Source organism: Cohnella sp., from assembly GCF_041641335.1.
Classification (GTDB): domain Bacteria; phylum Bacillota; class Bacilli; order Paenibacillales; family Paenibacillaceae; genus Cohnella.
Map to the genome: position 1 here is coordinate 1 of NZ_JBEPYQ010000004.1, position 24861 is coordinate 24861.

The 24861-nt window shown below is 49.2% G+C and carries 25 protein-coding genes and 2 pseudogenes; 23 read left to right on the forward strand and 4 right to left on the reverse strand.

The genetic code is table 11. The features are described 5' to 3' along the window. Window positions 1-491: 491 nt before the first annotated feature. The 3 genes and pseudogenes from ACESLM_RS01925 to ACESLM_RS01935 all read right to left on the reverse strand — a co-directional run. Window positions 492-1604 carry a glycoside hydrolase family 88/105 protein gene (locus tag ACESLM_RS01925; RefSeq protein WP_372629484.1) on the reverse strand — a complete coding sequence of 371 codons (1113 nt, stop codon included), beginning with the start codon at window positions 1602-1604 and terminating at the stop codon, window positions 492-494. Between the two features lie 37 nt (window positions 1605-1641). Further along, the gene (locus ACESLM_RS01930) at window positions 1642-2517 is read right to left on the reverse strand and encodes a carbohydrate ABC transporter permease (RefSeq protein WP_372629487.1); all 876 of its coding nucleotides are present in this window, start codon (window positions 2515-2517) and stop codon (window positions 1642-1644) included. 14 nt (window positions 2518-2531) lie between these two features. Then, window positions 2532-2702 (reverse strand): annotated as a pseudogene (locus ACESLM_RS01935) (sugar ABC transporter permease); the annotation flags it as partial. Here ACESLM_RS01935 and ACESLM_RS01940 point away from each other — a divergent pair. Continuing rightward, a pseudogene (locus ACESLM_RS01940) lies at window positions 2701-3117 on the forward strand (helix-turn-helix domain-containing protein); the annotation flags it as partial. The pseudogenes ACESLM_RS01935 and ACESLM_RS01940 sit on opposite strands and share 2 nt — an antisense overlap. Before the next feature lie 434 nt (window positions 3118-3551). Here the strand turns inward: ACESLM_RS01940 and ACESLM_RS01945 are convergent. After that, window positions 3552-3620, reverse strand: a complete 69-nt coding sequence (locus ACESLM_RS01945) for a putative holin-like toxin (RefSeq protein ID WP_372629671.1) — start codon at window positions 3618-3620, stop codon at window positions 3552-3554. Window positions 3621-4023: 403 nt separating this feature from the next. Between ACESLM_RS01945 and ACESLM_RS01950 the strand changes: the two genes are divergently transcribed. The 22 genes from ACESLM_RS01950 to ACESLM_RS02055 all read left to right on the forward strand — a co-directional run bounded on the left by ACESLM_RS01950 (window position 4024) and on the right by ACESLM_RS02055 (window position 24857). Continuing rightward, window positions 4024-4449: a hypothetical protein gene (locus tag ACESLM_RS01950; RefSeq protein WP_372629489.1), complete on the forward strand. Its 426-nt coding sequence runs from the start codon at window positions 4024-4026 to the stop codon at window positions 4447-4449. Between the two features lie 114 nt (window positions 4450-4563). Next, window positions 4564-5535, forward strand: coding sequence for an RpnC/YadD family protein (locus tag ACESLM_RS01955; RefSeq protein ID WP_372629491.1), 972 nt, complete (start codon window positions 4564-4566; stop codon window positions 5533-5535). A gap of 151 nt (window positions 5536-5686) precedes the next feature. Further along, the gene (locus tag ACESLM_RS01960) at window positions 5687-7657 is read left to right on the forward strand and encodes an ATP-dependent helicase ComFA (RefSeq protein ID WP_372629493.1); all 1971 of its coding nucleotides are present in this window, start codon (window positions 5687-5689) and stop codon (window positions 7655-7657) included. A gap of 112 nt (window positions 7658-7769) precedes the next feature. Next, entirely contained in the window at window positions 7770-8534 is a 765-nt protein-coding gene (locus ACESLM_RS01965) for a ComF family protein (protein WP_372629495.1), read from the forward strand. 116 nt (window positions 8535-8650) lie between these two features. Continuing rightward, window positions 8651-9838, forward strand: coding sequence for an acyltransferase (locus ACESLM_RS01970; RefSeq protein WP_372629497.1), 1188 nt, complete (start codon window positions 8651-8653; stop codon window positions 9836-9838). An 88-nt stretch (window positions 9839-9926) separates the two neighbouring features. Then, complete coding sequence (locus tag ACESLM_RS01975) at window positions 9927-10346, forward strand: flagellar protein (protein ID WP_372629499.1); 420 nt, start codon at window positions 9927-9929, stop codon at window positions 10344-10346. Between the two features lie 83 nt (window positions 10347-10429). Further along, window positions 10430-10699: a flagellar biosynthesis anti-sigma factor FlgM gene (locus ACESLM_RS01980; RefSeq protein WP_372629501.1), complete on the forward strand. Its 270-nt coding sequence runs from the start codon at window positions 10430-10432 to the stop codon at window positions 10697-10699. A 17-nt stretch (window positions 10700-10716) separates the two neighbouring features. Beyond that, window positions 10717-11217, forward strand: a complete 501-nt coding sequence (locus ACESLM_RS01985; protein ID WP_372629503.1) for a flagellar protein FlgN — start codon at window positions 10717-10719, stop codon at window positions 11215-11217. A 50-nt stretch (window positions 11218-11267) separates the two neighbouring features. Next, window positions 11268-12845 (forward strand): flagellar hook-associated protein FlgK, encoded by a 1578-nt coding sequence (gene flgK, locus ACESLM_RS01990; RefSeq protein ID WP_372629504.1) that lies wholly within the window; start codon window positions 11268-11270, stop codon window positions 12843-12845. A 16-nt stretch (window positions 12846-12861) separates the two neighbouring features. Beyond that, complete coding sequence (gene flgL, locus ACESLM_RS01995) at window positions 12862-13752, forward strand: flagellar hook-associated protein FlgL (RefSeq protein WP_372629506.1); 891 nt, start codon at window positions 12862-12864, stop codon at window positions 13750-13752. Window positions 13753-13796: 44 nt separating this feature from the next. After that, window positions 13797-14258, forward strand: a complete 462-nt coding sequence (locus ACESLM_RS02000) for a DUF6470 family protein (protein ID WP_372629508.1) — start codon at window positions 13797-13799, stop codon at window positions 14256-14258. A 27-nt stretch (window positions 14259-14285) separates the two neighbouring features. Continuing rightward, a complete protein-coding gene (gene fliW / locus ACESLM_RS02005) occupies window positions 14286-14723 on the forward strand; it encodes a flagellar assembly protein FliW (RefSeq protein ID WP_372629510.1) in 438 nt (145 codons plus the stop codon). Beyond that, on the forward strand, window positions 14723-14983 hold the full coding sequence (gene csrA, locus ACESLM_RS02010; protein WP_372629512.1) for a carbon storage regulator CsrA: 261 nt from the start codon (window positions 14723-14725) through the stop codon (window positions 14981-14983). Before fliW ends, csrA begins: the two co-directional genes overlap by 1 nt. A gap of 5 nt (window positions 14984-14988) precedes the next feature. After that, window positions 14989-15387 (forward strand): flagellar protein FlaG, encoded by a 399-nt coding sequence (locus tag ACESLM_RS02015; protein WP_372629514.1) that lies wholly within the window; start codon window positions 14989-14991, stop codon window positions 15385-15387. Window positions 15388-15417: 30 nt separating this feature from the next. Continuing rightward, window positions 15418-16890 (forward strand): flagellar filament capping protein FliD, encoded by a 1473-nt coding sequence (gene fliD / locus ACESLM_RS02020; protein ID WP_372629516.1) that lies wholly within the window; start codon window positions 15418-15420, stop codon window positions 16888-16890. A 40-nt stretch (window positions 16891-16930) separates the two neighbouring features. After that, a complete protein-coding gene (gene fliS, locus ACESLM_RS02025) occupies window positions 16931-17323 on the forward strand; it encodes a flagellar export chaperone FliS (RefSeq protein ID WP_372629518.1) in 393 nt (130 codons plus the stop codon). Continuing rightward, on the forward strand, window positions 17313-17735 hold the full coding sequence (locus ACESLM_RS02030) for a hypothetical protein (protein WP_372629519.1): 423 nt from the start codon (window positions 17313-17315) through the stop codon (window positions 17733-17735). The genes fliS and ACESLM_RS02030 overlap by 11 nt, the downstream gene beginning before the upstream one ends. Before the next feature lie 108 nt (window positions 17736-17843). Next, complete coding sequence (locus tag ACESLM_RS02035; RefSeq protein ID WP_372629521.1) at window positions 17844-18659, forward strand: flagellin N-terminal helical domain-containing protein; 816 nt, start codon at window positions 17844-17846, stop codon at window positions 18657-18659. A gap of 117 nt (window positions 18660-18776) precedes the next feature. Further along, window positions 18777-19376: a hypothetical protein gene (locus ACESLM_RS02040; protein WP_372629523.1), complete on the forward strand. Its 600-nt coding sequence runs from the start codon at window positions 18777-18779 to the stop codon at window positions 19374-19376. Then, entirely contained in the window at window positions 19373-21214 is a 1842-nt protein-coding gene (locus tag ACESLM_RS02045) for a motility associated factor glycosyltransferase family protein (RefSeq protein WP_372629525.1), read from the forward strand. The genes ACESLM_RS02040 and ACESLM_RS02045 overlap by 4 nt, the downstream gene beginning before the upstream one ends. 7 nt (window positions 21215-21221) lie before the next feature. Further along, window positions 21222-22256 carry an SDR family NAD(P)-dependent oxidoreductase gene (locus tag ACESLM_RS02050; RefSeq protein WP_372629527.1) on the forward strand — a complete coding sequence of 345 codons (1035 nt, stop codon included), beginning with the start codon at window positions 21222-21224 and terminating at the stop codon, window positions 22254-22256. Window positions 22257-22292: 36 nt separating this feature from the next. Further along, the gene (locus ACESLM_RS02055; RefSeq protein WP_372629529.1) at window positions 22293-24857 is read left to right on the forward strand and encodes a polysaccharide pyruvyl transferase family protein; all 2565 of its coding nucleotides are present in this window, start codon (window positions 22293-22295) and stop codon (window positions 24855-24857) included. Window positions 24858-24861 lie beyond the last annotated feature (4 nt).

A 24861-nucleotide genomic window follows, 5' to 3' on the forward strand; every position in this document is an offset into this window, starting at 1 on the left:
TGTCTTTGCTCCCCCATACCGGACACCTCATTTTCTTGTTGTATTCATTATCTGTCTGCTCTTATGAGGTGTCCACTTTTTATTCTAGCTCCACGCAGACCGTTAGCTGCCGGGCTCGGGCCAGATCGCCCGCATTAACGGTCTGGCAGACCGTTAGCTGCCCGGCTCGGGCCAGATCGCCCGCATTAACGGTCTGGCAGACCGTTATTCGCCCGGCTCGAGCCAGATCGCCCGCTTTAACGGTCTGGCAGGCCGTTATCTGCCCGGCTCGGACCAGATCGCCCGCTTTAACGGTCTGGCAGACCGCTATCTGCCCGCTTGGGGCCAGCTCGCCCGCTTTAACGGTCTGGCAGACCGTTAGCTGCCCGGCGCGGGCCAGATCGCCCGCTTTAACGGTCTGGCAGACCGTTATCTGCCCGGCACGGGCCAGATCACCCGCTTTAACGGTCTGGCAGACCGCTATTCGCCCGGCGCGGGCCAGATCGCCCGCTTTAACTGCCGATTGCCAGCAATCGATCGGCTTCCACGCAAGCCATGACGAATGCGCCTACGCCATGCAAGTCGTTGGAGCTGGTCGGACGGCTGACGTAATTTTCATAGTCGCCCGCGGACGTGCCGATGCAAATATCGGGCAGTGCCAGTCTGCCATGCTCGTCCTGCTTCAATCGCTCGATTAGTCCAGCGTATCCGCGTTGGACGGCATCCAGGCATTCGGTTCCGACGATGCCTTGCCGGATCGACTTGGCAATCGCGTATACGAACAGGCAGGTACACGAGGTTTCCAGCCAGTTGTCGAGTTGATGGCCTTTATCCACGACCTGGTACCACAAGCCGCTGGCCGGATCCTGATAGCGGATCAGCGCATGAATGAATTGTTGCTGCGCGGCAGCCAGCGCCCGATAACCTTCGGAATCCGCAGGCAGCAGCTCTAGGAATTCGGCTAACGCAAGTCCGTACCAGCCGAGCGATCGGCCCCAAAATTCCGGCGAGCAGCCGGTGTCAGGGTTCGCCCAAGGAATCTGGCGGCTTTCATCCCAGGCGTGGTAGAGCAGCCCGGTACGATTGTCCTTCATATGCTTGCGCATCAGGCTCTCTTGGTGCAGCACCATTTCGTGGAGCGAAGGCTCGCCGAAGGCGTTCGCGTATTTCAGCGCGAAGACGCCTCCCATATACAAGCCGTCCAGCCACATTTGATACGGATATTTGTCCTTGTGCCAGTAACCGCCCTCCGACGTGCGATTGAACGTGCGGAACAGATCCCGCAGCTTATCCGCAGCGATGCGATATTTCGGCAAGCCCGTCCGTTCATGCAGCCGAAACAGCAGCAACCCGGCTTGGATCGCGTCCAATTCGTCTCTCGCGAAATAGAAGTTGCCGTACTCGTCTACCAGATCGTCGACGTAGCCGCGAAAATACTCGTCATACCGCTCGTCGCCGGATCTCTCCGCGAGCATCTCCATCCCGCACAGAAACACGCCTTGATGATAGTGCCAACGATGCGCGGGCGGAAGCTCCCCCGGCGCGTGCGTATCCATCACGGACTTGCAGATGGCTTGCGCCCATTCCAAAGGCGTTCTCGGGTGTTGTATCGCTTTTTTGCTCATGCAGGCTCCACCATCCATCCCAATCTCTTTAGTCAAACTATCCTTTGATCGAACCGACCAGCGCGCCTTTGGCAAAATGCTTCTGCAGGAACGGATACACGATCAGAATCGGTAATGTCGATACGACGATGACCGCCATCTTCACCGCTTGGTCCGGCGGCGGCACTTCCCCGTCGAGGCTCGCCCCGGCGTCGAAGCCGCTCGCGAGTACGACGATCTGCCGCAGCAGGACTTGGATCGGCCACATCTTGCTATCGTTCAAGTACAAAATCGCGCTTAAATACGTATTCCAGTAAGTGACGGCGTAGAAGAGCGAGACGGTCGCGATGACGGGCATCGAGAGCGGCAGCACGATCCGGAAGAAGATGCCGATGTCGTTGCAGCCGTCGATCTTGGCCGACTCCTCAAGTCCTTCAGGGATGTTCTGGAAAAAGTTGCGCAGGATGATCATATTGAACGCGCTGATCGCCAGCGGCAGCACGAGCGCTGCGTATTTATCCACCAAGCCGATTTCCTTCACGACGAGGAACGTCGGAATAAGCCCGCCTTGGAACAGCATCGTGAAGACGACCAGGAACATGATGACTCTGCGTCCGTCAAGATCTTTGCGCGCCAGCCCGTAGGCCATCATGGACGAGATCAGCATGCTGAACAGCGTGCCGATCGCCGTGACGCCGATGGATACGGCAATCGCCCGGAAGATCGTATTCGTCGAGAAGATGAAGCGATAAGCCTCGATGCTCCAAACCTTAGGGATCAGAACGAATTTATGGGCAGCGATCTCCGCGCTAGTCGTGAACGAACCCGCGACGACGTGAAGGAAAGGCAGCACCGTGGCCAGGGCGACAATCGCCAGAAGCGTGAAGTTAACGACGCCGAACAGTCGGCTGCCGAGCGTTCGATCTTGTACCATACGGCAACCTCCTCTTAATAGACGCCTTCTTCGCCGAATTTTTTCGCCAGCCTATTCGCGAGCATGACCAAGATGAGCCCGATCAGGGACTTGAATAAGCCGATCGCGGCGCTATAGCTGAATTTGCCTTGCTGCAAGCCGACGGAATAGACGTACGTATCGATGATTTCGGCTACGCCGCGGTTGAGCACAGTGCCGGAAATCGAGGATTGGTTCTGGACGAGCATCGTCTATCCGATGATTCGGATTTTCCGGGATCGCCAAGAAGCGCAGTATCATAACATCTCGGAGAAAATCATCGATTTGGTGCATCGTTTTTACGATACCGACCTCACCTTGGAGGATTGCGCTTCGAGGCTTAACTATAACGCGAACTACTTAAGCAGCGTTTTCCGCAAGGAGACGAATAGCTCGTTCAGCGAATATTTGACGGCGTACCGTTTCAACATGGCGAAGAAGTGGCTGACCGAGACCGACGTGACCATCAAGGATATTGCGGCCCGGCTGCGTTACAACAATCCGCAAAATTTCATTCGTTCGTTCCGCAAGGAGGAAGGCGTTACGCCCGGCCAGTTCCGGGAAAGAAAGTGGAAGAAATAGTGGGCGAGCCCCTGATTTGGCGCGGGGACAAACGCCGCGACATAGGACATAAGGGGGAGTTGGAGCGATTGGATTACGTATGAGGGGAATCCAGTGGCGACGGGGGAAGAGGGCAAGGCGTAAGGCCGCGTCGGACGCGGGTTTGGGGGCTGTGGCAGGTTGCCGATGGCGGGCTGTTGTAGCCCTCTTTGGGCTTTTCGTTCAACCGCTTGCAAACAAGAACAGGAGAAAGGGGGGGCTCGCTATTTCGGATGATCATCTTGACGGAGCAGCAGTACCCCACTTGTTGAATCTGTATGGCATATGGTAAAATCGCAATAGAAAGACCGAGTGCTGGTAACACTCGGCCTATACAATTGGCTTGGACGGGATGTCCCTTCTGAGTTGAAAAGGATCAAAAAACCCACCTTCGGCGCGAACCTTGGGGTGGGTTTTTACTTTCTCTTGTAGTTATTCCCGATGTATGTTAAAAGAGCAATGACAAAGGTTGAAAAAGCGATCATCTATGAGGATTGCGTCTTTAACTTCCATAGTTTCACCTCCTTTCGAAGGGAAACTATGCCCACCCAAGGTTCAATTGTATAACTCTATATTAACGTTTATGGGGCATGCGATCAAGTGTTCTTGCTGAGGTGACAATTGCGTAATCAATCGTTCGTGTGGTACTGACGAACGGGTCGAAGCAACTTCTTTGGGCACAAATCGTTGCGAAGCAATTTTCTGCCTTAGGCATAACGCCGGCATTCAAGAAAGGTACTGGTTCCCGTCTGCACAGATTTGGGGCATCGGAACCCTCTCCTGCCGGGCGGCATATATTGTGGAACGAGTAGACGGCAAATGGGCTGGAGCGGATGGTCCGGCGCGGGGTCAGCCGTCGCTTACCTTCATGGCAAAGGAGGAGCCGCCATGCTTCCCGAGCTGTTATGGATCGTCGGTTTGTACGTTGCGGCCGCGGCATTCGCGCACTGTATCATTCGTCGAAGCTCCGGAGACGGACATCGCCATTATGTGCTGGTCGCGGGAAATCATCAAATGCAGATTGAAGGGTATATCCGGGCGATTCAGCTTTTTTCGAGAAGGACGGGAACGGAGATCGGAATAACGGTCGTGCTTGATCGGTCTACGGATGAGACGGGGCCGATTTTGGAGCGTATGGCCCGTAAGGATTCGGGCATCGACTGGGTGAGGCGGGATCGTTCGGAAAGCGGTAGACGGATAGATGAAAGGGCTCGCGATCGGGGAGTTGAACCGGTCGGATCGCTCGCGGCCGATTCGCGCGTGGTGTGGGTGGAGTTGGATCGTCAGGAGGATGTGCGGCGGTTGCCTTTGTAAGAGGGAAGATAGCTGGATGGGAACAACGGATTGATTCGCTGCCCTCAACGTGTTACGATGTAAAAAAAGCAAGCTCGGCCGTGAAGCACACGCCGCTCTTTCTCCGGATGGGGAATGGGCGGCTTTTCTGTTTTTTGGCGTTCCGGCGGCGGGGGGAGGGGCGAGGGGATGAATGTAGATCACGATCGGTTGTACAAGGAGCTTTTGCAGACTTTTTTCAAAGAGTTTATGGAGTTGTTTTATCCCAAGGTGTCGGCGGTTATCAATTATGGGCATGTAAAGTTTCTGTCCGAGGAAGTATTCTCCGATCTGGTCGGGGGAACGACTGAACGGGTCGATCTGGCTGTGGAAACGATGTTGCTGGAGGGAGGGGAGATGGAGGCTGGACGGGAGGCTGAAACGCTGATTATTATCCATCTGGAGCCGCAGTCTTACTATCAAGAGGATTTCCCTGAGAGGATGTTCCTCTATTCCAGCAAGCTGTACGAGAAGTATCGCAGACGTATTCTTCCAATAGCGGTTTTCAGCCACACGAGGCAGGAGAAGGAACCAAGTCGGTTCGGTTGGTCGTTTCCGTTTCTGAAGGTGATGACCTTCCGATATTATGCGATTCAGTTGCGTAAGAAAAGCTGGCGCCGATTCGTTCGGACCGACAATCCGGTGGCTGCTGCGCTTTTGAGCAGTATGGGATATAATAAAAAGGAACGCGTTACGGTAAAGTTTGAATTTCTTCGCATGGTGACTCGTCTGCGGTTGGATCCTGCCCGGATGAAGCTGCTGACCGTATTTTTCGAAACTTATTTACAATTAACGACTTCCGAGAACGAGCAACTGCTCAAGAAAATAGATCGAACTAACCTGAATGAGGAGGTTGCGATGATGGAATGGATGACGTCCTGGGAGAAGATCGGGCTGGAGAAGGGTCTGAAACAAGGATTGGAACAAGGTAGAGAAGAAGGCGTGTTGAAAAGCAAAGAGGAAATTGCTGCAAAAATGCTGGCCAAGGGACTTGATCCGGCCATGGTGGGAGAAGTGACCGGATTGTCTGCCGATCAGATCAGTAAGCTCAAGGAATCGGTTCATTAGTCGGTTCTAGCAAGATAAATCAAGGTGAAGCACACCTCGAATCGCCGTATAGGCTGGGGTGTGTTTTTTTGTGTTGTTGGAGTGGGGAGAGACGACGCTAACGTGGGGAACGATGGAAGGGTAAGTATTCGAACTGGAGGAGGGGAGATAGATGAAGGTTGTTTTATATGCCGTTCGGACTGAGAGCGGGCAGAAGGCGCTGATCTCGATCGACTGGGAGACGGATCGGAAATATTGGAATGACAGAGTAAGTGAGATTGTTCGTCTACGCGAGGAGATTCCATTGGGTGAGGCGGAACGGCTGTGTCAAATGTTCGAGGAGGAATGGGCGAGTGGAACGGAATCTCCCGAGTATGCGGGTGAGATGGAGAGAATTAAGCTGAGAGAGGGGGCGGGAGCGGAGCCGCGCCTGCTCGAAGCGGCAGGAAAGGCGGCCGCGCTTTTGGCCGGCCGTTCGCTGCTCCGCGAGGAAGCGCAGCAGCTGTTGGACGCCGAGCTGCCGGGCAGCTTGGGCGTCTCCGCGTTTGCTGCGCTGCAGCTCGCGGCGCTCTTGGGGGCCGTGCAGCTGACGGCTGCCGTGGCCCCCGATGCAGTGGCAGCCCCCGCGTCGGCGGGGCTGCCGGGTTGGGCCGAGCGGGCGCTGCGGCGCGCTCGGCTGTTGTGGGGGCGCGGCGGGGCGGGCGGCCGCGCCCAGATGTTGCGCTGCCGGCGCTGCGGCAGCGCGGATAAGCTGCGGCGCACGGCTTGCGCCGCGTGCGGGAGGCAAGCCTGCGCGTATTGCGAGGCTTGCTTGACGATGGGGCGCAGCCGCGAATGCGAGCTGCTCGTCATCGGCGTGCCGACCGCCGGCTTTTCTAGCTCAGTATTTCTAACCGCCACCAACCCTGCGAGTTCGACCTATGAATCCGCCGTCAACCCTACGCACTCAGCACGAGGTTCTACTGCAGGCTTTGCGCATCACTTAGACATGCCCATCATCTCTGAACGTTTCACTTCCCAGTCCTCCCATTCTGAGACCGTCCAGCAGCGTCTCATCGGGCGCTGGGGACTCAGTCCCGCACAGAGTGACGCTGCCGCTCAAGCCCTCGCCTTCCTGGAAGCTCCACCGGCTTCCAGGGGCCGGTCGTTTCTGCTCTGGGCCGTTACGGGAGCGGGCAAGACGGAGATGATTTTTCCGCTGCTCGATTCGGTGCTCTCAAAAGGGGGCCGAGCGCTGGTGGCGACGCCGAGACGGGACGTTGTGCTGGAGCTGGCGCCAAGATTGGCCAAGGCGTTCCCGGACCGAAATATTGCCGTCCTGTACGGAGGGAGCCCGGATCGCTGGCGGGAAGGGGAGCTTACGCTGGCGACTACCCATCAGCTTCTCCGTTTTCAAGGGGCTTTCGACCTCGTGCTTATCGACGAGTTGGATGCTTTCCCTTATCATAACGACCCGATGCTTCATTATGCCGCCGCCAAATGCGGAAAGCCCGATGGCCGAACCGTCTACCTCAGCGCTACGCCTCCGGCAGCCTTGCAGCGTGAGGCATCACGCGGGAGGCTGGCGTATGCAAGGGTTCCGGTTCGCTACCATCGCCATCCGTTGCCGGTTCCCGCCAGACTGAAGCTGCCGTCCGTGTATCAAATACTCGCCAAACAGACAATCCCGCAAAGACTGCTGCAACCGATTCGCCGATCCGTTGGTCGCGGCGCTCAAGTGTTCCTGTTCGTGCCTTATGTTAAGCAAGTTGAGCCGATGGTTCGACTGATTCGCAATCAGGCGAAGAGCCTTGGTCTACCCGGCAGCGCTATCGCCGGAACCTCGTCCCCGGACGAAGAACGAGGAGAAAAGGTCGTTGCTTTCCGCGATAAGACCGTCCAGCTCCTTGTCACAACGACGATTCTGGAACGGGGCGTCACGATTCCTCGCAGCGACGTATTCATTCTCGACGCCCATAATTCGTTGTTCGACGCGGCTTCGCTCGTACAGATGGCGGGAAGGGCGGGACGTTCGGGAGACGACCCGTTCGGATTCGTCTATTACGGCGCTCCGGAATGGACACGGTCACAACGGAACTCGATCCGACAAATCCGGACGATGAATGCTGCCGCAAGACGAAAGGGTTATTTGAAAGCCGACTAGCCCGCCATACTATTGCCCAGAGAGAAGCATGCTGAAAGCCGACCCGCCCTCACTAAGTCGAAAAGCGTAACTTTTCCAGCCCATACCTCGTCCAAATAGGAGTGATTAACGAATGCGATTAAATGTTGGCTCCTGGTTTGCCTCGACAAAGCGCGAATGTCCAATCTGCGGCCGGGATGCGAGCCAGGGCGCGAGTGCAGCTGCTGCAGTGCCGATTCCGATCAGGCACCCGGCGCCGAAACAGGCGCTGGCCTCTCTATGCGGTCTATGCCGGAAAGCGATTCCTTGGATCGCGCATCCCGTCTGCCCTGTCTGCGGACGGGCGGAATCGTGCGAGGATTGCATCCGCAGGGCGGAACGCTTCTACGAAATCAGTCGTTGCGCGGTTCGCTATACCGATGCGATGAAGGACTGGCTTGCCCTCTACAAATACCGGGGCAACGAAGGTGTCGAGACGATTTTGGCCGCCATGCTGGCATTCGCATTGGAGCGTCTGCTGGCCGCGACATCCCAAGCTTCGTTCCCTATCATTACCGCCGTTCCGCTGGCCCCCGAGAGGTTAAGAGAGCGAGGCTTTAATCAAGCGGAGCGTTTGGCCTGCCGATTGGCCGAATGGTATGGAATGTCGTATCGGCCTCTTCTGCATCGTCTTCGTCACACCGAGAAACAAAGTCTCAAAACCCGTCGCAGCCGCGTCGTCGACATGAGAGGCAATTTCACAGCCGTCTCAACAGCTTCATTTTCCGGGAATATCGTCTTGTTGGACGATGTGTACACGACCGGAAGCACGCTCGACGAGTGCGCTCGCGTCCTGAGACAGGCCTCCGAACCGCAAGGGGACAGCCGGATCTACGGTCTGCTCTGGGCGCGTTCCTAGCAGAAAACGCGAGAGATTCCATCGAAACTCGCTTTTCGACAACGTTCGCCTTATGCTATGATAGGATGACTTCGGTTAAAATCAATCCAAATAATGCCTGTCCCAAAGGAGGAGACATGGAACGTCGAGCTAAATTAAACGAAATCGATATCGTACGCGGCATTGCGATTCTAGGCGTGCTCATGGTGCACTCCACCTCGTTCGCGACGGTAGATATGAAGCATACCTCCCTTTATGGGCTTTATAATTTCTTGAACATTTTTTCTAAAATCGGCACGACTTCGTTTATTCTGCTCAGCAGCTTCGTGCTGTTCTACAACTATTACCCTCAGCCGCTCACGGTTCAGCGGTTCAAGAAGTTTTATCGCAATCGGCTGATGTATATTGTGGTTCCTTATTTGTTGTTCTCGCTGTTGTACTTCGTGTTGAGATGGTATCAGAACGGATTCGCCTGGGATCTGTCGCAGATGTGGCCGAGCTTCTGGAGCAAAGTAGCGCAGGGGCAGGCCTATACGCATTTGTATTTTGTGTTTATCAGCATCCAGTTATACGTGTTGTTCCCGGTGTTGTTGCTGTTGATGAAAAAGTACAAATGGCTGGCGGCGTCTGCGATCTTAATCGGAGTCGGACTGCAATGGGCGTTCTTCCTGCTTAATCGCGAATACTGGCAAGTGACGAACCGGGGCAGCTGGTCCTTGTCTTACTTCGGGCATTATTTTCTCGGGGCATGGCTGGGCATCTACTTCGATCGGATCAAGGGCTGGCTGATCATCGCCAAGGAAAATATAACGAAAACGAAAGTGGCCGCGTGGATCGTTCTATGGGCGGTCTGGCTCGGTTCGGGCATCACCTACGTCACGATGTTCTACAATGCGCGAATGTACCAGACAAGGTATCACAATGCGCTATACGATGGAATTTGGGACCTCTATACGATGATCACCCCGCTGGTATTGATGCAGATCGCTTTCCTGATCGGCGGGAAAATGAACACTTCGTTCTGGGTCGGACGGCTGCGTCATCTGGGGATCGTCTCGTTCGGGGTGTACCTGGTGCATCCGCTGATCTTGCTCGTCTATCGGCAATTTCCGCTCTCCGGCGGCAGTACGCTCGTCCATCATGCCTGGTATGCCGGCGGCTTCCTGCTCGCTCTGTCGATTTCCTGGGTTGCCGTTACTGCGCTGAGCCGGCTGACCGGGTGGTCCTGGCTGCTGTTCGGCAGTGTGCCGAACCAGCTTAAAGCGGCTTATTCGGAGCCCAAACGCACCGATACGCCGGCGGTCAAACCGACGGCTTCCGCATGACGAACGAAGTAACTGGCGGATGCTTGTCTTTTCTAGTATAATTTAGGCAATTAGAGTCGATTGATGTCGGAGATGGGGGGATGATTACGTGAATTTAACCTACTGTCCGAAATGCGGCAAGCTGTTTTCCAAAAGCTTCCGCGAGGTATGCAACAATTGTCACCAAGAGTTGGAGAAAGATTACGAGCGATGCGCGGAGCATCTGCGTAAGAATAGAGGCATGGATATCCAGCAGCTGTCCGAGGAGACGGAGATTAGCATCAAGCAGATTACGAGATGGGTTCGCGAGGGCCGGATTTCGCTGATGGATGCTCCTAACCTGTCCTACCCGTGCGAGTCGTGCGGTACGCTTATTCGCGAAGGACATCTGTGCGAGACCTGTAAGAAGCGGCTTACGCGCGACGTGAGAAACGCCACTTCGCCGCCCGGTGCGAGGTACAATTCCGACGAAGAGCGGCAGAGGGGCGCCTACCAGATCGGCGACCGTCTTCGCGATCGCGATAATTAACCGCAACGACTAAACATTTCATATGAGCTGACCGATAATAGGGATAGATATTATCGGTCTTTTTATTTATTGAGGTGATCGTCGTGAAAATAAATGATACCCAGCGCATTGGCGCTTATCGCACTTATCAACAGCAATCGGATATTCGCGCCAACCAAGTTTCCGGCAAGCGTCGGAAGGACGAGGTGCAATTTTCGGCGGAGGCTATGGAGCTTCTTAATTCGAGACAGCCTGTTTCCGACCCGGACAGGGCGAAACGCATAGAACAGCTGAAGAACGAAGTGGCAACCGGCAACTACTACGTGGAAGATAAGCTCATCATCGAGAAGCTTCTTCCCTTTTTTAAATCCTAACGATCGGAGGATGACGGGTGACTTTTCAACCTCTTATGGATTCGTTGCAGCAGATGAATGCTCTGTACGCCAATCTCATTGAGCTTGGCGAAAGGAAGAAGGAGCAAGTCATCGGCAATCAATTGAACGACCTTACCCAGACGCTATCGCAAGAGTCCAAGGTCATTAAGTCATTGACGTCCGCCGATCAAGCGAGAAAGCAAGCGTTGATCGCATTTCAGCAGGAAGCAGGCGTTAAGGCTGACCCCAATATGCGGCTTGAGGATGTCGTTAAGCATTGTACGTCGCTGGCGCAAAAACAAGCTTTGCAATCCGTCTCGACGGAACTCTCCGGGCGGGTTCGAATTTTACGGCAGTTGAACGAAACGAACCAGCAGCTCGTGCGTCAGGCATTGGATATCGTGAATCATTCCCTTGATTTGTTAGTGGGGAGCCCCGAGGACGAAATGGTTTATCAGAATCCGGGACTCAGCGCATCGCACGCCAAACGCAATTCCTATTTCGATACCCGAGCTTAGCCGAGAGGAAAGTTATGTTCTCTTGGGAGATCAACGGAGGGATATAGCATATGAGATCTACTTTTCATGGTTTGGAGACGAGCAAGAGGGCGGTACTGACCCAGACCACGGCACTGACTACGCTTGGACACAATATCGCGAACGCATCTACGGAAGGGTACTCCCGTCAACGGGTAAACATGTCCGCAACCCGTCCTCTCGAAACGATGAGCATGACGCGCAGCGTCAATCCCGGACAGATCGGAACCGGCGTTCAGTATGATTCGATTACTCGAGTCAGAGAAAGTTTCCTGGACCAGCAGTACAGAAGAGAGAACCAGATGCTGGCTTCCTGGGAGATCAGAAGCAGTACGATCGGCATGATCGAAGGGATTGTTAATGAGCCCTCAACCACAGGCTTGAGTGCGGTTATGAATAAGTTTTGGAATTCGTGGGAAGTTCTGAATCGCGATCCGACGCTTCTTAGCGCGAGAATTGACGTCGTCGGTTCCGCGGTCAATTTTGCCGATACTTTGCAGCACATGGGACAATCTTTGGCTAATGTGAGCGCGGATTTAGACAGCAACATTGCGGCGAAGGTTAATGAAATCAATGTTATTACGGAAGGGATATCGCAACTGAACGCCTTCATTAGGCGAACGGAAGCATTCGGCGATAATGCCAACGACTACCGCGATCAAAGAGATCTTCTGATCGATAAGCTCTCGAAGCTTGTTGACGTTCAAGCGGCTGAATCTCCCGATGGCAATGTAACGATTCTGGCTGCCGGCATTGAAGTCGTAAATGGAGACGAATTTACTCTTCTGACTAATGCGGATGCAGAAGCCGCAACCGGGGGCCAACTGCACGGCTATGTCCAGTCTCGCAGTGAGGTCGAAATCATTACCAACCAACTGAATGCGATGATCAACACCCTTGTTCAAGGCGAGTTGACGGTTACGCTCCCGAATGGATATGTAACCAATTCGGATATGACGGCCGTTAACGATGTTACGCTTGAAAACGGCACTGTAATTACGGCCGGAACATTGATTCCCACAGGTTCCCGCATTGCTTCTTCGGCACAGTTCGTCGTTAACGGATTTAACGGAGTGCACCAATTAGGTTACAGCTATTCTGACCCCGCTACCTCGGGAATTCCGTTTTTTGTCACTTCAGACGGTTCCAACACCTTCAATATTTTGAATATCCGAGTTAATCCTGCAATCCAAAATAATACTAATCTAATTGCGGCTTCGGCTAAATACGATATAAATGGTGGCGTAAATTCTACGATTAAGGGCAACAGCGATGTCGCGCATGCTCTTGCCAAGTTGAGGGATAACGTATTTAACTATCCGTCCAACTTGACTAATCTTTCGTCGGGCACAACGGATGATTATTTCCGGGCGGTAACAAGCGATCTTGGGACCAGAGCGGCCAATGCAGAGCGTTCGATGCAAAATCAGCAACAACTGGTGGATTCCGTAAATATCAGACGTCAATCCGTCAGCGGAGTTTCTCTGGATGAGGAAATGGCGGACATGATCAAATTTCAGCACGCTTATAATGCGGCTGCTCGCAACATGACTATGGTGGACGAGATGCTTGATCGGGTTATTAACCAAATGGGATTAGTGGGCAGATAAGGAGGAATAAACAGCGATGCGCGTAACTAGTATGATGAAAACGACACAACTGCTCGGCAATCTGCGAAACATGAATTCAGGTATCCAGGATTGGCAGAATAAATTGGCGACTGGACAGAGAATTCATCGTCCGGGAGACGACCCGGTCGGAATCAGCTATCAGATGAGGTACGATACGGAACTGAGCCGAAGCGAAGAGTACTTGGAGAATACGAGAACCGGCAGCGGAATTCTGAAAACGATGGATTCGTTAATGCAGCAGGCGAACGATGTTCTGAAAAGAGCCAAGTTGATTACTCAGCAAGCTTCGACCGGCACGATTCCTGAAGATGCTCGCGCTACGATTGCGGCGGAGATGAAGCAGTTGCGTGAGCAGTTGGTCCTGATCGGGAACAGCACATATAACGGTCGTTATCTGTTTAATGGACAGAAGACTGACCAAGCTCCTTATAATTCAGCCACTGCGGCTAACGACGCGACCGATTCAGGAGTGTATTTCCTGAACGTAAGTCCCTCTGTTACCGTTCCGGTCAGTTTGACTGGAGAGGAGATATTCGGAGCTGCAGGCGATGCGGAGAACACCTTCAAAATACTGGACGATACCATCGCGCATCTGGAAGCCAACGATCAGGATTCAATTCTGGCCGATATGGATAGGTTTGATATTGCAGCGGATAAAATAGCAAAGACATGGGCCGAGATCGGGGCACGTGCCAACCGATTCGATCTTGTCGAAAATCGGATTCTAGATGAACAAGTTTCTCTGAAGGAGCTTAGAGGCAAGGTCGCCGATGTGGACATGCCCGAAGCGATTATGCAGCTGAAAATTCAGGAAAACGTGCTCCAGGCTGCATTGTCAACGGGAGCGAGGATAAGTCAGCTTTCATTAATTGATTTTATTCGGTAGCAGTTAGTATCGGCATAAAACCTCTTCTCAGCATTTAGGAGGTGTTGATCATACAGGGAATCACTTCCGGGCCTCCTCTCGGAATTCCTAAGCCCAATCCTGTTCGCACGATTATTCCAAAAGCAGAGGTCGATGCGTCGCATGTCCCCGCGAAACTTGAAATTCGGAATCGTTCGGCAGAGATGCGGACGGATTGGAGGCAAGTGTGGGACGAATTGGGATTGTTGAGGCCTTCTACTTATCAACGAGAGATGGATAAGAAAATGGAGGCCGAATTCGCACAGGAGTTGATTGTCAATGTACGGCAAGGGGACGAGGCGGGAGATTTAAGAAACCCGTCAAAGCCTAACATTTTTGGAAGACAGGCGTATGAAGACTACATGAGAAGAAGCAAGGTCGAAGTCGCAATCGACGTCGCTCCGAAATCCAGAGTGAAATTCGACATAAGAGTCCATCCGCCAGAGATCGATATTCAGACTCGTCCAATCGGAAAAGCCAAAACATGATGAGGATAACGGAATGGAGTTGACGTCGTGAATCAGCAAGACACCATCATACTGAGCGAACGATACGGCGAACTCGTATTGTCCGAGAATCAAATCATACGTTTCGGCAAAGGGATCGTCGGGCTACAGAACATCGATACTTACGGGTTGGTTGCTTTAGAGGATACGCCGTTCTATATTCTTCATGCGCTTAATGATCAATTGAGTTTCATCTTAATTCCTGCGGAAAAAGCTGTTCAGGATTACGGCTTTGAAATCGATAGTGAAACCGTTGAATTATTGGCCATCCAGAAGCGAGATGATGTCGTCACTTTCCTTATCGTTAATATCATTGATGACGTCTTCTATGTAAATCTCAAAGCTCCTGTTCTCATTGCTCCGAATCAACGTACTGGCTGTCAGTTCATCATCCACCAGAACGACTATCCGATCCGGCACCCTTTGACTGGCAAGGAGGAGAATTGATGCTTGTTCTGAAGAGGAAAGTCGGAGAAAAGGTCATGGTGGGGGATTCGATAGAGCTTCAGGTGCTCGCCGTCGAAGGCGACAATGTTAAGTTGGGTTTCGTCGCTCCACGTCACATCCAGATTTTGCGCAAGGAGCTTTATGAAGGTTTGATGCAGGAGAACCTTCAAGCGGGGCAACGGAATTCATTACCTGACGCTCAGGCAATAGGACTGCTTAAGAGCTTCAATAAGTTGGGATTAAAATCGGATGCGGAGTGATGAACATGTCGGGAATCAACGGAATTCAGCGCGTGGAAATGCCGAGCATAGAAAATAAGCCTGAACGTAATGCTGCCTATGCGAAAGAAAAGGTTACGAAAGAAGAAACCACGGCACTAGTAGCAGCTTCACAGAAGGAAGGCAAGGCAAAGTATGATCTGGACTTGCTAAGCGATAAAGACAAGAAGAAGCTGGAAGAAGAGCTGAAAAAGACGAACGACTCACTGTCTTCATCTGGTAAAATGCTGAAGTTCAAGTTCAATGAGGAAGCGAAGACGATGTATGTCGAAGTGATCGATTCCGAATCCCAGGAAGTAATTGCAAGCTTGCCTCCGGAATTTCTGATCGACCTTTCATTGAAAATGAAAGAGTTGATCGGGATGTTCTTTGATGAGCGACGGTAGTTTGAGAAAAGGCAGAAGGGAGATTTTGCAATGAGTGGGATTAGCTTAACTGGATTAGCTTCCGGCTTGAATACCAGTGAAATGATTGAAGCGCTTATGAAGATTGAAAAGATTCCGTATACGAGCCTGGAAAAGAAGAAGAATACGATTGCGAGCAATCAGACGTTGATTCGAAGCCTAAATACAAAGATCTTGGCGCTTCGCACAACAGCTACGGAACTGATGTATTCGACGGCGTTTAAGCAAGCGTCCGCCGTATCGAGCGATACGTCCACCGTTAACGTTACCGCCTCGGAAACGGCTGCCCCCGGCAGCTATAGCGTACAAGTTAGCAAGCTTGCACAGAAACACGTCGTTGCATCAGCCGAGTTCGCCGCGGGCGACTCGTCGACGCTGTCGGGAACATTCACCTTGAAAGGGAAGGACGGCACAGTATCCAAAGATATCAATATCTTGACGGGCGCAGGCGTAACCAATCAAAAGATGCTGGAGAAATTGCGTGATGATATTAATTCCGCCAAGGCGGGAACCACCGCAAGCATTATCGAAACCTCTCCCGGCAATCTGACTCTCGTGTTGACGGCCGACAATTTGGGAGAGAATTCCGACATCCGAATAGGCGCCGGAGCTTCGGACAGTCATGTCTATTTAGGCGGAGACTCATCCGCGCTGACGTTGTTGGAAAATCTGGGGGTTAAACAGGTTGGAACCAATGCAACCAACACGAAACAAGCGGCCCAGAATGCAGAAGCTACCGTGAACGGCATCGCAATTACATCCGGGAGCAATACACTAAAGAATGTTGTTCCGGGACTAACTATTGACCTGCTTAAAGCGGAATCGTCCAGCACCATTACTGTGGATAAAGACGCGACTAAAGTGGCCAGCAAAGTACAAGCATTCGTCGACGCCTATAACGATGCCGTAACGATGATTCGCGAGAGCAGCGCAAAAGGCGCAGTTATGCAAGGGGACTCGACACTGCGGATGCTGCAGCAAGAGTTAAGCGATCTCGTCAATGGCACCATAGGCGGGAAATACGGCGATAAGAATGCCGATTATGCTGGCGCATTCAGTATGCTGAGCGAGATTGGTCTGGAGATCGATAAAGGGATTACATCCGGAAGTCAAATGACCGGTAAAATCTCTTTCGATAAAGATAAGTTTATAGAAGCGTTCAAGAATGACTCGGATTCGGTCTATCAGTTGTTTGCTTACGATGGAACCGAAGGGAAAAAGGATGCCGGGATTGCCGTCCGAATGTTCGAGAGCTTGGGAACATGGACGAAGACCAATACGGGTTTTCTTGCGTACAAGCTATCCGGATACGATTCGGATATTAAGATGATTACCGAACAGATGGACTCTATGAACTTACGCTTGAAATCCAAAGAAGCCAAGCTGCAAGCTCAATTTGCTGCGATGGAGTCCGCTCTCTCTTCGCTGAATAACCAGCAATCTTGGTTAAATAGTCAGATCGCTTCTTTGAGCTATAACAATTAATGTCGGAAGATTAGCGTGAAGTGACGAGGAGATGGACTACGTGAACGCGCAATCCCGAATGGGTTACCAGGCTTACCAGAAGAATAAATACGAGACGGCATCGCCTCATAAACTGATCTTAATGCTCTACGACGCAGGCCTGACGAATATTGGCCGGGCGCGACAAGCTCTTGCTGCGAAGAATATGGCGGAAGCCAATCGATTCATGAAAAAGACGCAGGAGATCGTGTTCGAGCTGCTTTCTTGCCTTAACGAGGAACAGGGCGAGAGTATCGCGAAAAATATGAAAGAAATCTATCTCTATCTGATCAGGTTATTGACGGAGGCCAACGTTCGCAAAAATGCAGAGTTGTTGAACGAGCCGGAAGGAATTCTTAAACAGTTTCGCGATACCTGGGAGCAGATCGGAAAAGAGGTTGGGAATGGAGGATGAGCTTCAGGAGTTGGTGGATTCCTGGCAATTGGGGTACGATCGATTAGCAGAGTTGAGCATGGAGCAATACGTTCTGGTAAAAGACGGGGCCGACGAAGAGACAATGTGGGAACGGATTGCTCAACTTGCAGGAGAGAAGGACCGATTGCAGGATGAAATGGAGCAGATTCAGAAGCGTCTCATTCAGGAGCTCGGCTTGGAGCGAGTACAACGAATCTTCGAAGAGCGAATCCATACTCCGGCTGAGTCCGCCAGACTCCTCACAGCGGAAACAACACGTAAAATCGAGATGAAAATGCTGAGCGTCGGCAAGGATCTCGGTTCGACGAGGACTCAGCGTACGGTTCTTCAGGCCTATCAGGGCGTTAGCGCCGAAGACCACATGTCTCATTATTTTGATGAGAAGAAATAATTTCTAGTATTTTTATTTATCTCTATAAAAATATACAGATTGCAATCCGATATTAATAATATGTCGCAAGGACGCGGCTAATCTTTATAATCATGGAGGATGATTTTAATGTACATTAACACGAACGTAAGTGCAATCAACGCTCACCGTAACTTGGGAGTCAACAACACGACGATGAGCAAAACGATGGAAAAACTGTCTTCCGGCTACCGCATCAACCGCGCTGCCGACGACGCTGCTGGCCTGGCAATCTCCGAGAAAATGCGTTATCAAGTCGGCGGTTACAACCAAGCGATTTCCAATGCTCAAGACGGCATCTCCCTGATCCAAACGGCTGAGGGTGCGCTGACGGAAGTTCATTCCATGCTGCAGCGTTTGAACGTTCTGGCTAACCAAGCTTCTAACGGAACGTTGGACGACACTGACCGCAACAAAATTCAATTGGAAGTTACTGCATTGACTTCCGAAATCGACAACATCGCTTCAACTCTGAAGTTCAATGGCATCAACCTGTTGAACGGAACGGGAAGCAGCATCACGTTCCAAGTTGGTTTCGAAGCGAATACGACGATCTCTGTATCGCTGGGCAGCGGTACTACGATTGCAGCACTCGGACTTACGGGTCTTAGCGTAGCTAGCGCTGGTGCAGCTCAATCCGCTATTTCCGCAATCCAAACGGCTATCAGCTCCGTATCGCAACGTCGCGCCGAATTCGGTGCCGTTCAAAATCGTCTGGAGCACACGATCAACAACGTTGGCGTAAATGCGGAAAACCTGTCCGCTTCCGAGTCCCGTATCCGCAACGCTGATATGGCTAAGGAAATGACGGAGTTCACGCGCAGACAAATTCTTGTCCAAGCTGGAACGGCAATGCTGGCTCAAGCAAACTCCGTACCGCAAAACGTACTTCGTTTGCTTGGCTAATATGGTGCAAAGTGGAAGCCTTCCGATCAATCGATCGGAAGGCTTTTCTATTTAGATTTTTAGCGATAATGCCGATATATAGGGTAACTAAGCTGATATGATAAGGTGCTGAAGCAAATGAACGTAATATCCGCGCAAGGAACGATGGTGCTTGCCGAGCAAGATCGGAATGCCAGACTCGAATCATTGAATGGCTTGCTCAAATCGTTATATGACCAGCAAGAGATCGTACAGGAAGTTATTATTGATGGCGTAAATTATAGAGACCAATACAATAATTATTTGTTAGAGAATTTAATGGATATTCAATCCGTTGAAATAAAAAGCGTACAAGAAGCGGTGTTGATGCAAAGCATTGCAGAGGATCTGAAAGAATATCTTCCCAAGCTGATTCGCGGATGCGACTCCATTCCCGAACTGCTCTATGGAGAGATGAAGGAAGAAGATTGGGGATATTTCGGTCAGCTTATGGAAGGAACCAATTGGGTTGGGCAATCTGCGCTTGCCTTGCGGACCTATGGCGACAAGCGGCTCGGGGCTGAGCCTATTCATGCTTCAGTAGTTCAGTTCGTAGATGGACTGGAGAAGCATGTTGAGGAACTGGGAGCGGCTATGGAGCAGCAGGATTACACATCGGCGGCTGACCTTATCAAATATGAAATGTCCGAATCCTTCAAGCATCTGCTTGCACAATTGGAGGCCGAAACCACCTCATGAAGAAATATGCGGCAGACAACTTGATGTTTCTTAGAGAACATTACCCGGAGATTTACAATCTGGTTAGAAATAAAACGCCGAATAAGGCGTACATAACTGGTGAGCCGAGCAAGAACGGAACTGCCAACGTGGCGCTTCGCAACGAACAAGGGATCTTATTGCATCTCTATAGCAAATATGATCCCCAATTAGAGGTTGCTCGTTGGACGGAGTCGCATGACGATAGAGTTCTGAATGCAGATCATGTATTAATGGTTGGCTTCGGACTTGGGTATCATGCCGAAGCTTTCATGAACGCTTATCCGAATAAGCGAGTCTACATCTACGAACCGAATGTTGAACTGTTCCTGACGGCGATCGAGTCGAATGATCTGCGAAACGTTCTCGGTAATCAAAATGTGGCGATGTTTGCGGTAGGACAAGAAGACCAATTAATCATGGATATGCTCGTAAGCATATACAATTCGCTGAAGGGCGAATTTTCATATGTGCTTCTTCCTCCGTATCGCAAGCTTGATCCGACATTAGAAGACCGGATGAACAAGCTGATGATTCTGGTGGCTAGTAACTTCAGATCTAACATTCACACGGTGGCCAAGTTTAAGGGGGAATGGATTGAGAACTCGATCGTGAATATGGAGAGAGTTCTGAGGACCCCTTCATTCACAGCGCTCAGAGGAGTGTGTCAGGGCAAGCCAGCCGTTATTGTAGGCTCCGGCCCCTCTCTTGGGCTTGAGGCCGAGACGCTACGTCAACTCAGGAATCATGCGTTCATTATTGCTGCTGGAACAAGCATAATGGGCTTGTTGCATCACGGAATCGAACCACACCTGATTATCTCTATGGACCCAGGTGAAAATAACGCAAGAGCGTTTGCCAAACTGGATATCGCTCATATTCCGTTTTTATTTCTATCTACAATAAAGCATACATCAATCACTAACGATCGCTCTAATATGCTTATGCATGGTTTTTTCAATATTGACGTCGTTTCTCGATATCTATTGGATTTAACGGAAGAAGATGCGATTCTGTCTTCTTCTTCTACCGTATCGGGAACAGCAATTCAGATAGCTGCTTATTTCGATTGTTCGGAGATTGTCTTTATTGGTCAAGACTTCTCTTATCCTGGAAATCAAGTGTATTCGGCCGGGGTCAACCATGGATCTCGCGCTTGGGCGCAAAAGAAGGTTTCAACTGCCGATCTCCTAGTTAAGAATGTGAGCGGTGGAGAGAACGTTACCAATCATACGATGCTTCACTTGAAGACGGATCTAGAAGCGGTTATTCGATCGGTTCCCAACGTTCCCTTCTATAACGCTTCTCCTGTCGGAGCAGTCATTGAGTATACCGAAATAAAGACTCTTCAACAACTGCTGAATCAACGTGAAAAAGAGATCATAGATAAAAATTGGTTTAAGCAGCAGATGGAACAGTCGTTAAAAATCTATTCGCCGGAAAAACAAAAAGAGACTCAACAGCGTATTTCTCGAGTGTTAAAGGAGCTAAGCCGAACTGACGATGCGTTAGCTCAATTATCGAAACACATTTCCTCGAACTCCAGAGATTACGAGAGTTGGTTCTCGCAGTTTGAGGAGATGTGGTCGCTAATCGTCAACCATGAAATTTTCGAAAAGTGGTTCAGCTTCTTCCTCGTAACCGAGAAAATCTATGCAGAACGTTATTGGAGCGAAATGTACGGGGAAACGGATTTGAATCTAAAACGTCAAAAGCTGATAGCCTGTGCTCGACCGCTTATTGATGGCATGCAGAAACTGACTCCGCAGTTAATTATCCTCATAAGCGAATTGCGAAACAAGCTGACAGAGAGAGGTTAAAAACCTAATGGGCTTTTATACGGGTAAGAAAATATTGATAGTTGGTGGTACTGGGACGATTGGATACCATCTAACCAAGCGACTTCTTCAAGAGAGTCCTCAAGTTGTTCGGATATTCAGCCGAGATGAATATAAACAATTCGAGATGAGCATTGAATTCCAGGAGCACTCAAGTAAGCTTCGATTCTTAATCGGAGATGTAAGAGATCAACAAAGGTTAAACCGGGCCATGGAAGACATCGACTATGTATTTCATCTCGCGGCAATGAAGCATGTTCCTTTTTGCGAATACAATCCATTTGAAGCGGTTCAAACAAATGTAATAGGAACACAGAATGTGATTCAAGCGGCAATTCAGGCCAACGTGAAGAAGGTGTTATTCACGAGTACGGATAAAGCCGTATCCCCCTCTAATACTTATGGTGCTACGAAATTAACTGCCGAGCGTCTGATTTCAGCAGCGGGTTATCAGAAGGGGCCAAAGTCCACTTCTTTTGCATCAGTTCGATTTGGTAATGTAATGGGGTCTAGAGGGTCGGTTATTCCCTTGTTTACTAAACAGATATTGGAACAAAGAAAAATTTCCGTGACAGATCTGCAAATGACCAGGTACATGATGACTCCAAACCAAGCTATTAGCCTAATGCTAGAAGCAAATAGTATTTCTGCTGGCGGCGAAGTTTTTGTATTGAAGATGCCCTTAGTGAAACTTTCGGATCTAGCGGAAGTTATTATTCAAGGAGTAACTACAGCGTATCAAATCCGGGATGAGATAAAAATAGAGGAAATTGGCTTGCGGCGTGGTGAAAAAATGGCAGAAGAACTTATGACCTTAGATGAATCTCAGAAAATAGTAGAACATCCCTATATGTTTATTATTCCGCCTCTCTTTAGTCAACCTAAAAAGGTTAATTTACTAACAAAGTATATAGAGAATAGTAACGATATTGGATATGATTTTAACGAATTTGTAAATAAAGAAAAGTTGAAATTATGGTTAGAAAGCGAAGAGTTACTTCCATCTCCGGTTAAATTTGAGTAGACATGTATATTCGCACGATTTAAGGAGGCGGGAAGCATGAGTACAAATGGATTGTATCAACTTCTTGGCACTAAAAAGATAATTATCTTCGGTACTGGTGAAGCGGCCGAAAAATTCATATATGAAACAAAAATACATGTAGAAATGTTTCTCGATAACAACTCAAGGAAATGGGATGATACTTTTCTTGGAGGCAAAGTATGCAATCCGGATAAAATACTATCCTATCATCAAGGAGAATACGTAGTTATAATAGCTAGTATGTACTATATGCAAATTGCGGAGCAACTTAATCACTATGGGCTAAAAGAAGATGTTGATTATTTTGATAGTCAACTTCTTCTGATCTACCACTCGACCGATCACGTATCTGGTGATGATCGAATAAAATATCCCAGAACTATTAATTACCCCATTACAAATAAATGTAACTATCGTTGTGCAATGTGTAATGTATGGAAACCTGAATATTCTGCTCACAAAGATTTATCGCCACAAGAAATATACAAAGTTTTCAAACAACCCTTATTTCAGAAGTTGGAGTTCGTAGGGATCAGTGGAGGCGAACCTTTTGTTCGTAAGGACATAGTTGAGGTTGTTGAAAACATGGTTGATGCTTTACCCAACTTGAGGGGGCTCTCCATAATTAGTAATGCTAGTTTAGATAGCATGCAGAATAAAATTCAATTAATTAGAGAAGTTCTTACTAGTAGGAATATTGCATTTACTCTTCAGATATCTATTGATGGTCTAAACGAGTATCATGATTTAAATAGAGGAGTCAAAGGAGCTTTCGAAAGAACAATTCGAAATTTCTATCAACTGAATAATGAAGGTCTTGTAAGTGAAATTAGTACTACAATTACCAAGAAGAATTACTCGAAACTTTGGGGAATTTATAAATTTGCTAAAGATAACAATGTGTACATACGATTCCGCTTAGCTAGTTTAATTGAAAGGCTGTATAATCAAGACCTCTCTGAAAACTATACGTTTAATAAGAAAGAACGACTGACAATTATCAAGTTTTTAGAAAACATTATTCACTATCACGAAAAAAACCTGGAGAAAAAGATATTCTATAAATCATTAATTGGGCAACTTCAAGGAGAGAAGAGAAAGTCTGGATGTTATTGGAAAACATCGGAAGGAGTTTCTTTAGATCCCTATGGAAATTTGTTTTTTTGTTTTCCTAAAAGTCCTAAAATAACGAAGTTGGATCTTGAAAAGGAATATGACATCGAACTTCTTCAGGAAAATAAGAACCTTTTAGAACAAACACTACGCCATTGCGATAAATGTATTCATGACTATCGGGGGAAAGTGACAACGGAAGGCGCTCAACTGCTCTATGGTCCAGTAAGGAAGAATCGTGAGAACTATGCTGTGAATTCCAGGCTTATTGAACAATATCGCAATATAATTGTAGATAAGGTTGACATTAAATCTACAGTATTGAAGAAAGTTTCGATAATTGGCTGGTATGGTACAGAGACTTTAGGAGACAAAGCAATTTTAGCGGGGATTATTATCAACTTACAAGAGTATGGAATCGCATTGGAGGATATTACTCTAGTCTCTTTGCATCCTACTCTATCTGAGCTTACCTTATTGGAGCTGGAGTTGGACACTGTTAAAGTGGTGGATACTTACGAAGTTAAAGAAAATATCGCTTTCATCTCTTCTCAGGATCTTTTCTTGTTCGGTGGCGGGCCACTGTGTGACGTTGAACCTTTGTTAGATATGATGACTATTTTTATTAGAGCTAAAGAACAAGGGAAGCGGACTGTTATTTATGGAAGTGGTATTGGACCGTTAAACAATGAACGTTATAGAGAGGGATTAGACATTCTCTTGAATTATACAGATAAGATCAGTTTGAGAGATAAGAAATCATTAGTAAAGTATAGAGATATTCTCCCGGCAATGGGAAGGTTCAAGGATATCAACCACTTTATTGATCCTGCATCCAGATATATTCAACAATTTCTTGGTGAACCAGAAGAATCGATAATAGCTGATGAGTATGTTATATTTAGTTTCCGGAAATGGCCTATCATGTATGCTGAAGGGTTAGAGGTTGAGCAGTATAAGCAGAAAGAAGCTTTATATGAAGAACATATGATTCGTTTAATAAACGATACAATCTCACAGGGACACAAAGTAGTTTTATTTCCTATGCATACGTATCACGTAGGAGATGACGATCGAGAGTACTATGCACATATTATGCAAAACATTTACTCCAAGGATAAAGTATTGTTGATAACGGATGATTTAACTCCAAGGGAATCTATAAATTACTTTAGATTTGCAAAGTTTGCGGTGTGTCTAAGGTTCCATTCCGTTGTATTTGCCGTTACATGTAATACGCCATGTCTTGCCATTGATTATCATTATGGGAAAGGAAAGGTTAGTGGGTTTATGGAGGCTGTCGGATTACAATCATGGGTATACGATATTGACCAATTGATTGCAACCGAATCCGATACGATTATTAACCTTTTAGAATCTCCTAACGTTGAATGGGATGAAGTAAACCGGTTCATTAGTAACAAAAATAATGAATTGTCCGATTATATGCAGGTTATTACGAAATGAAGCG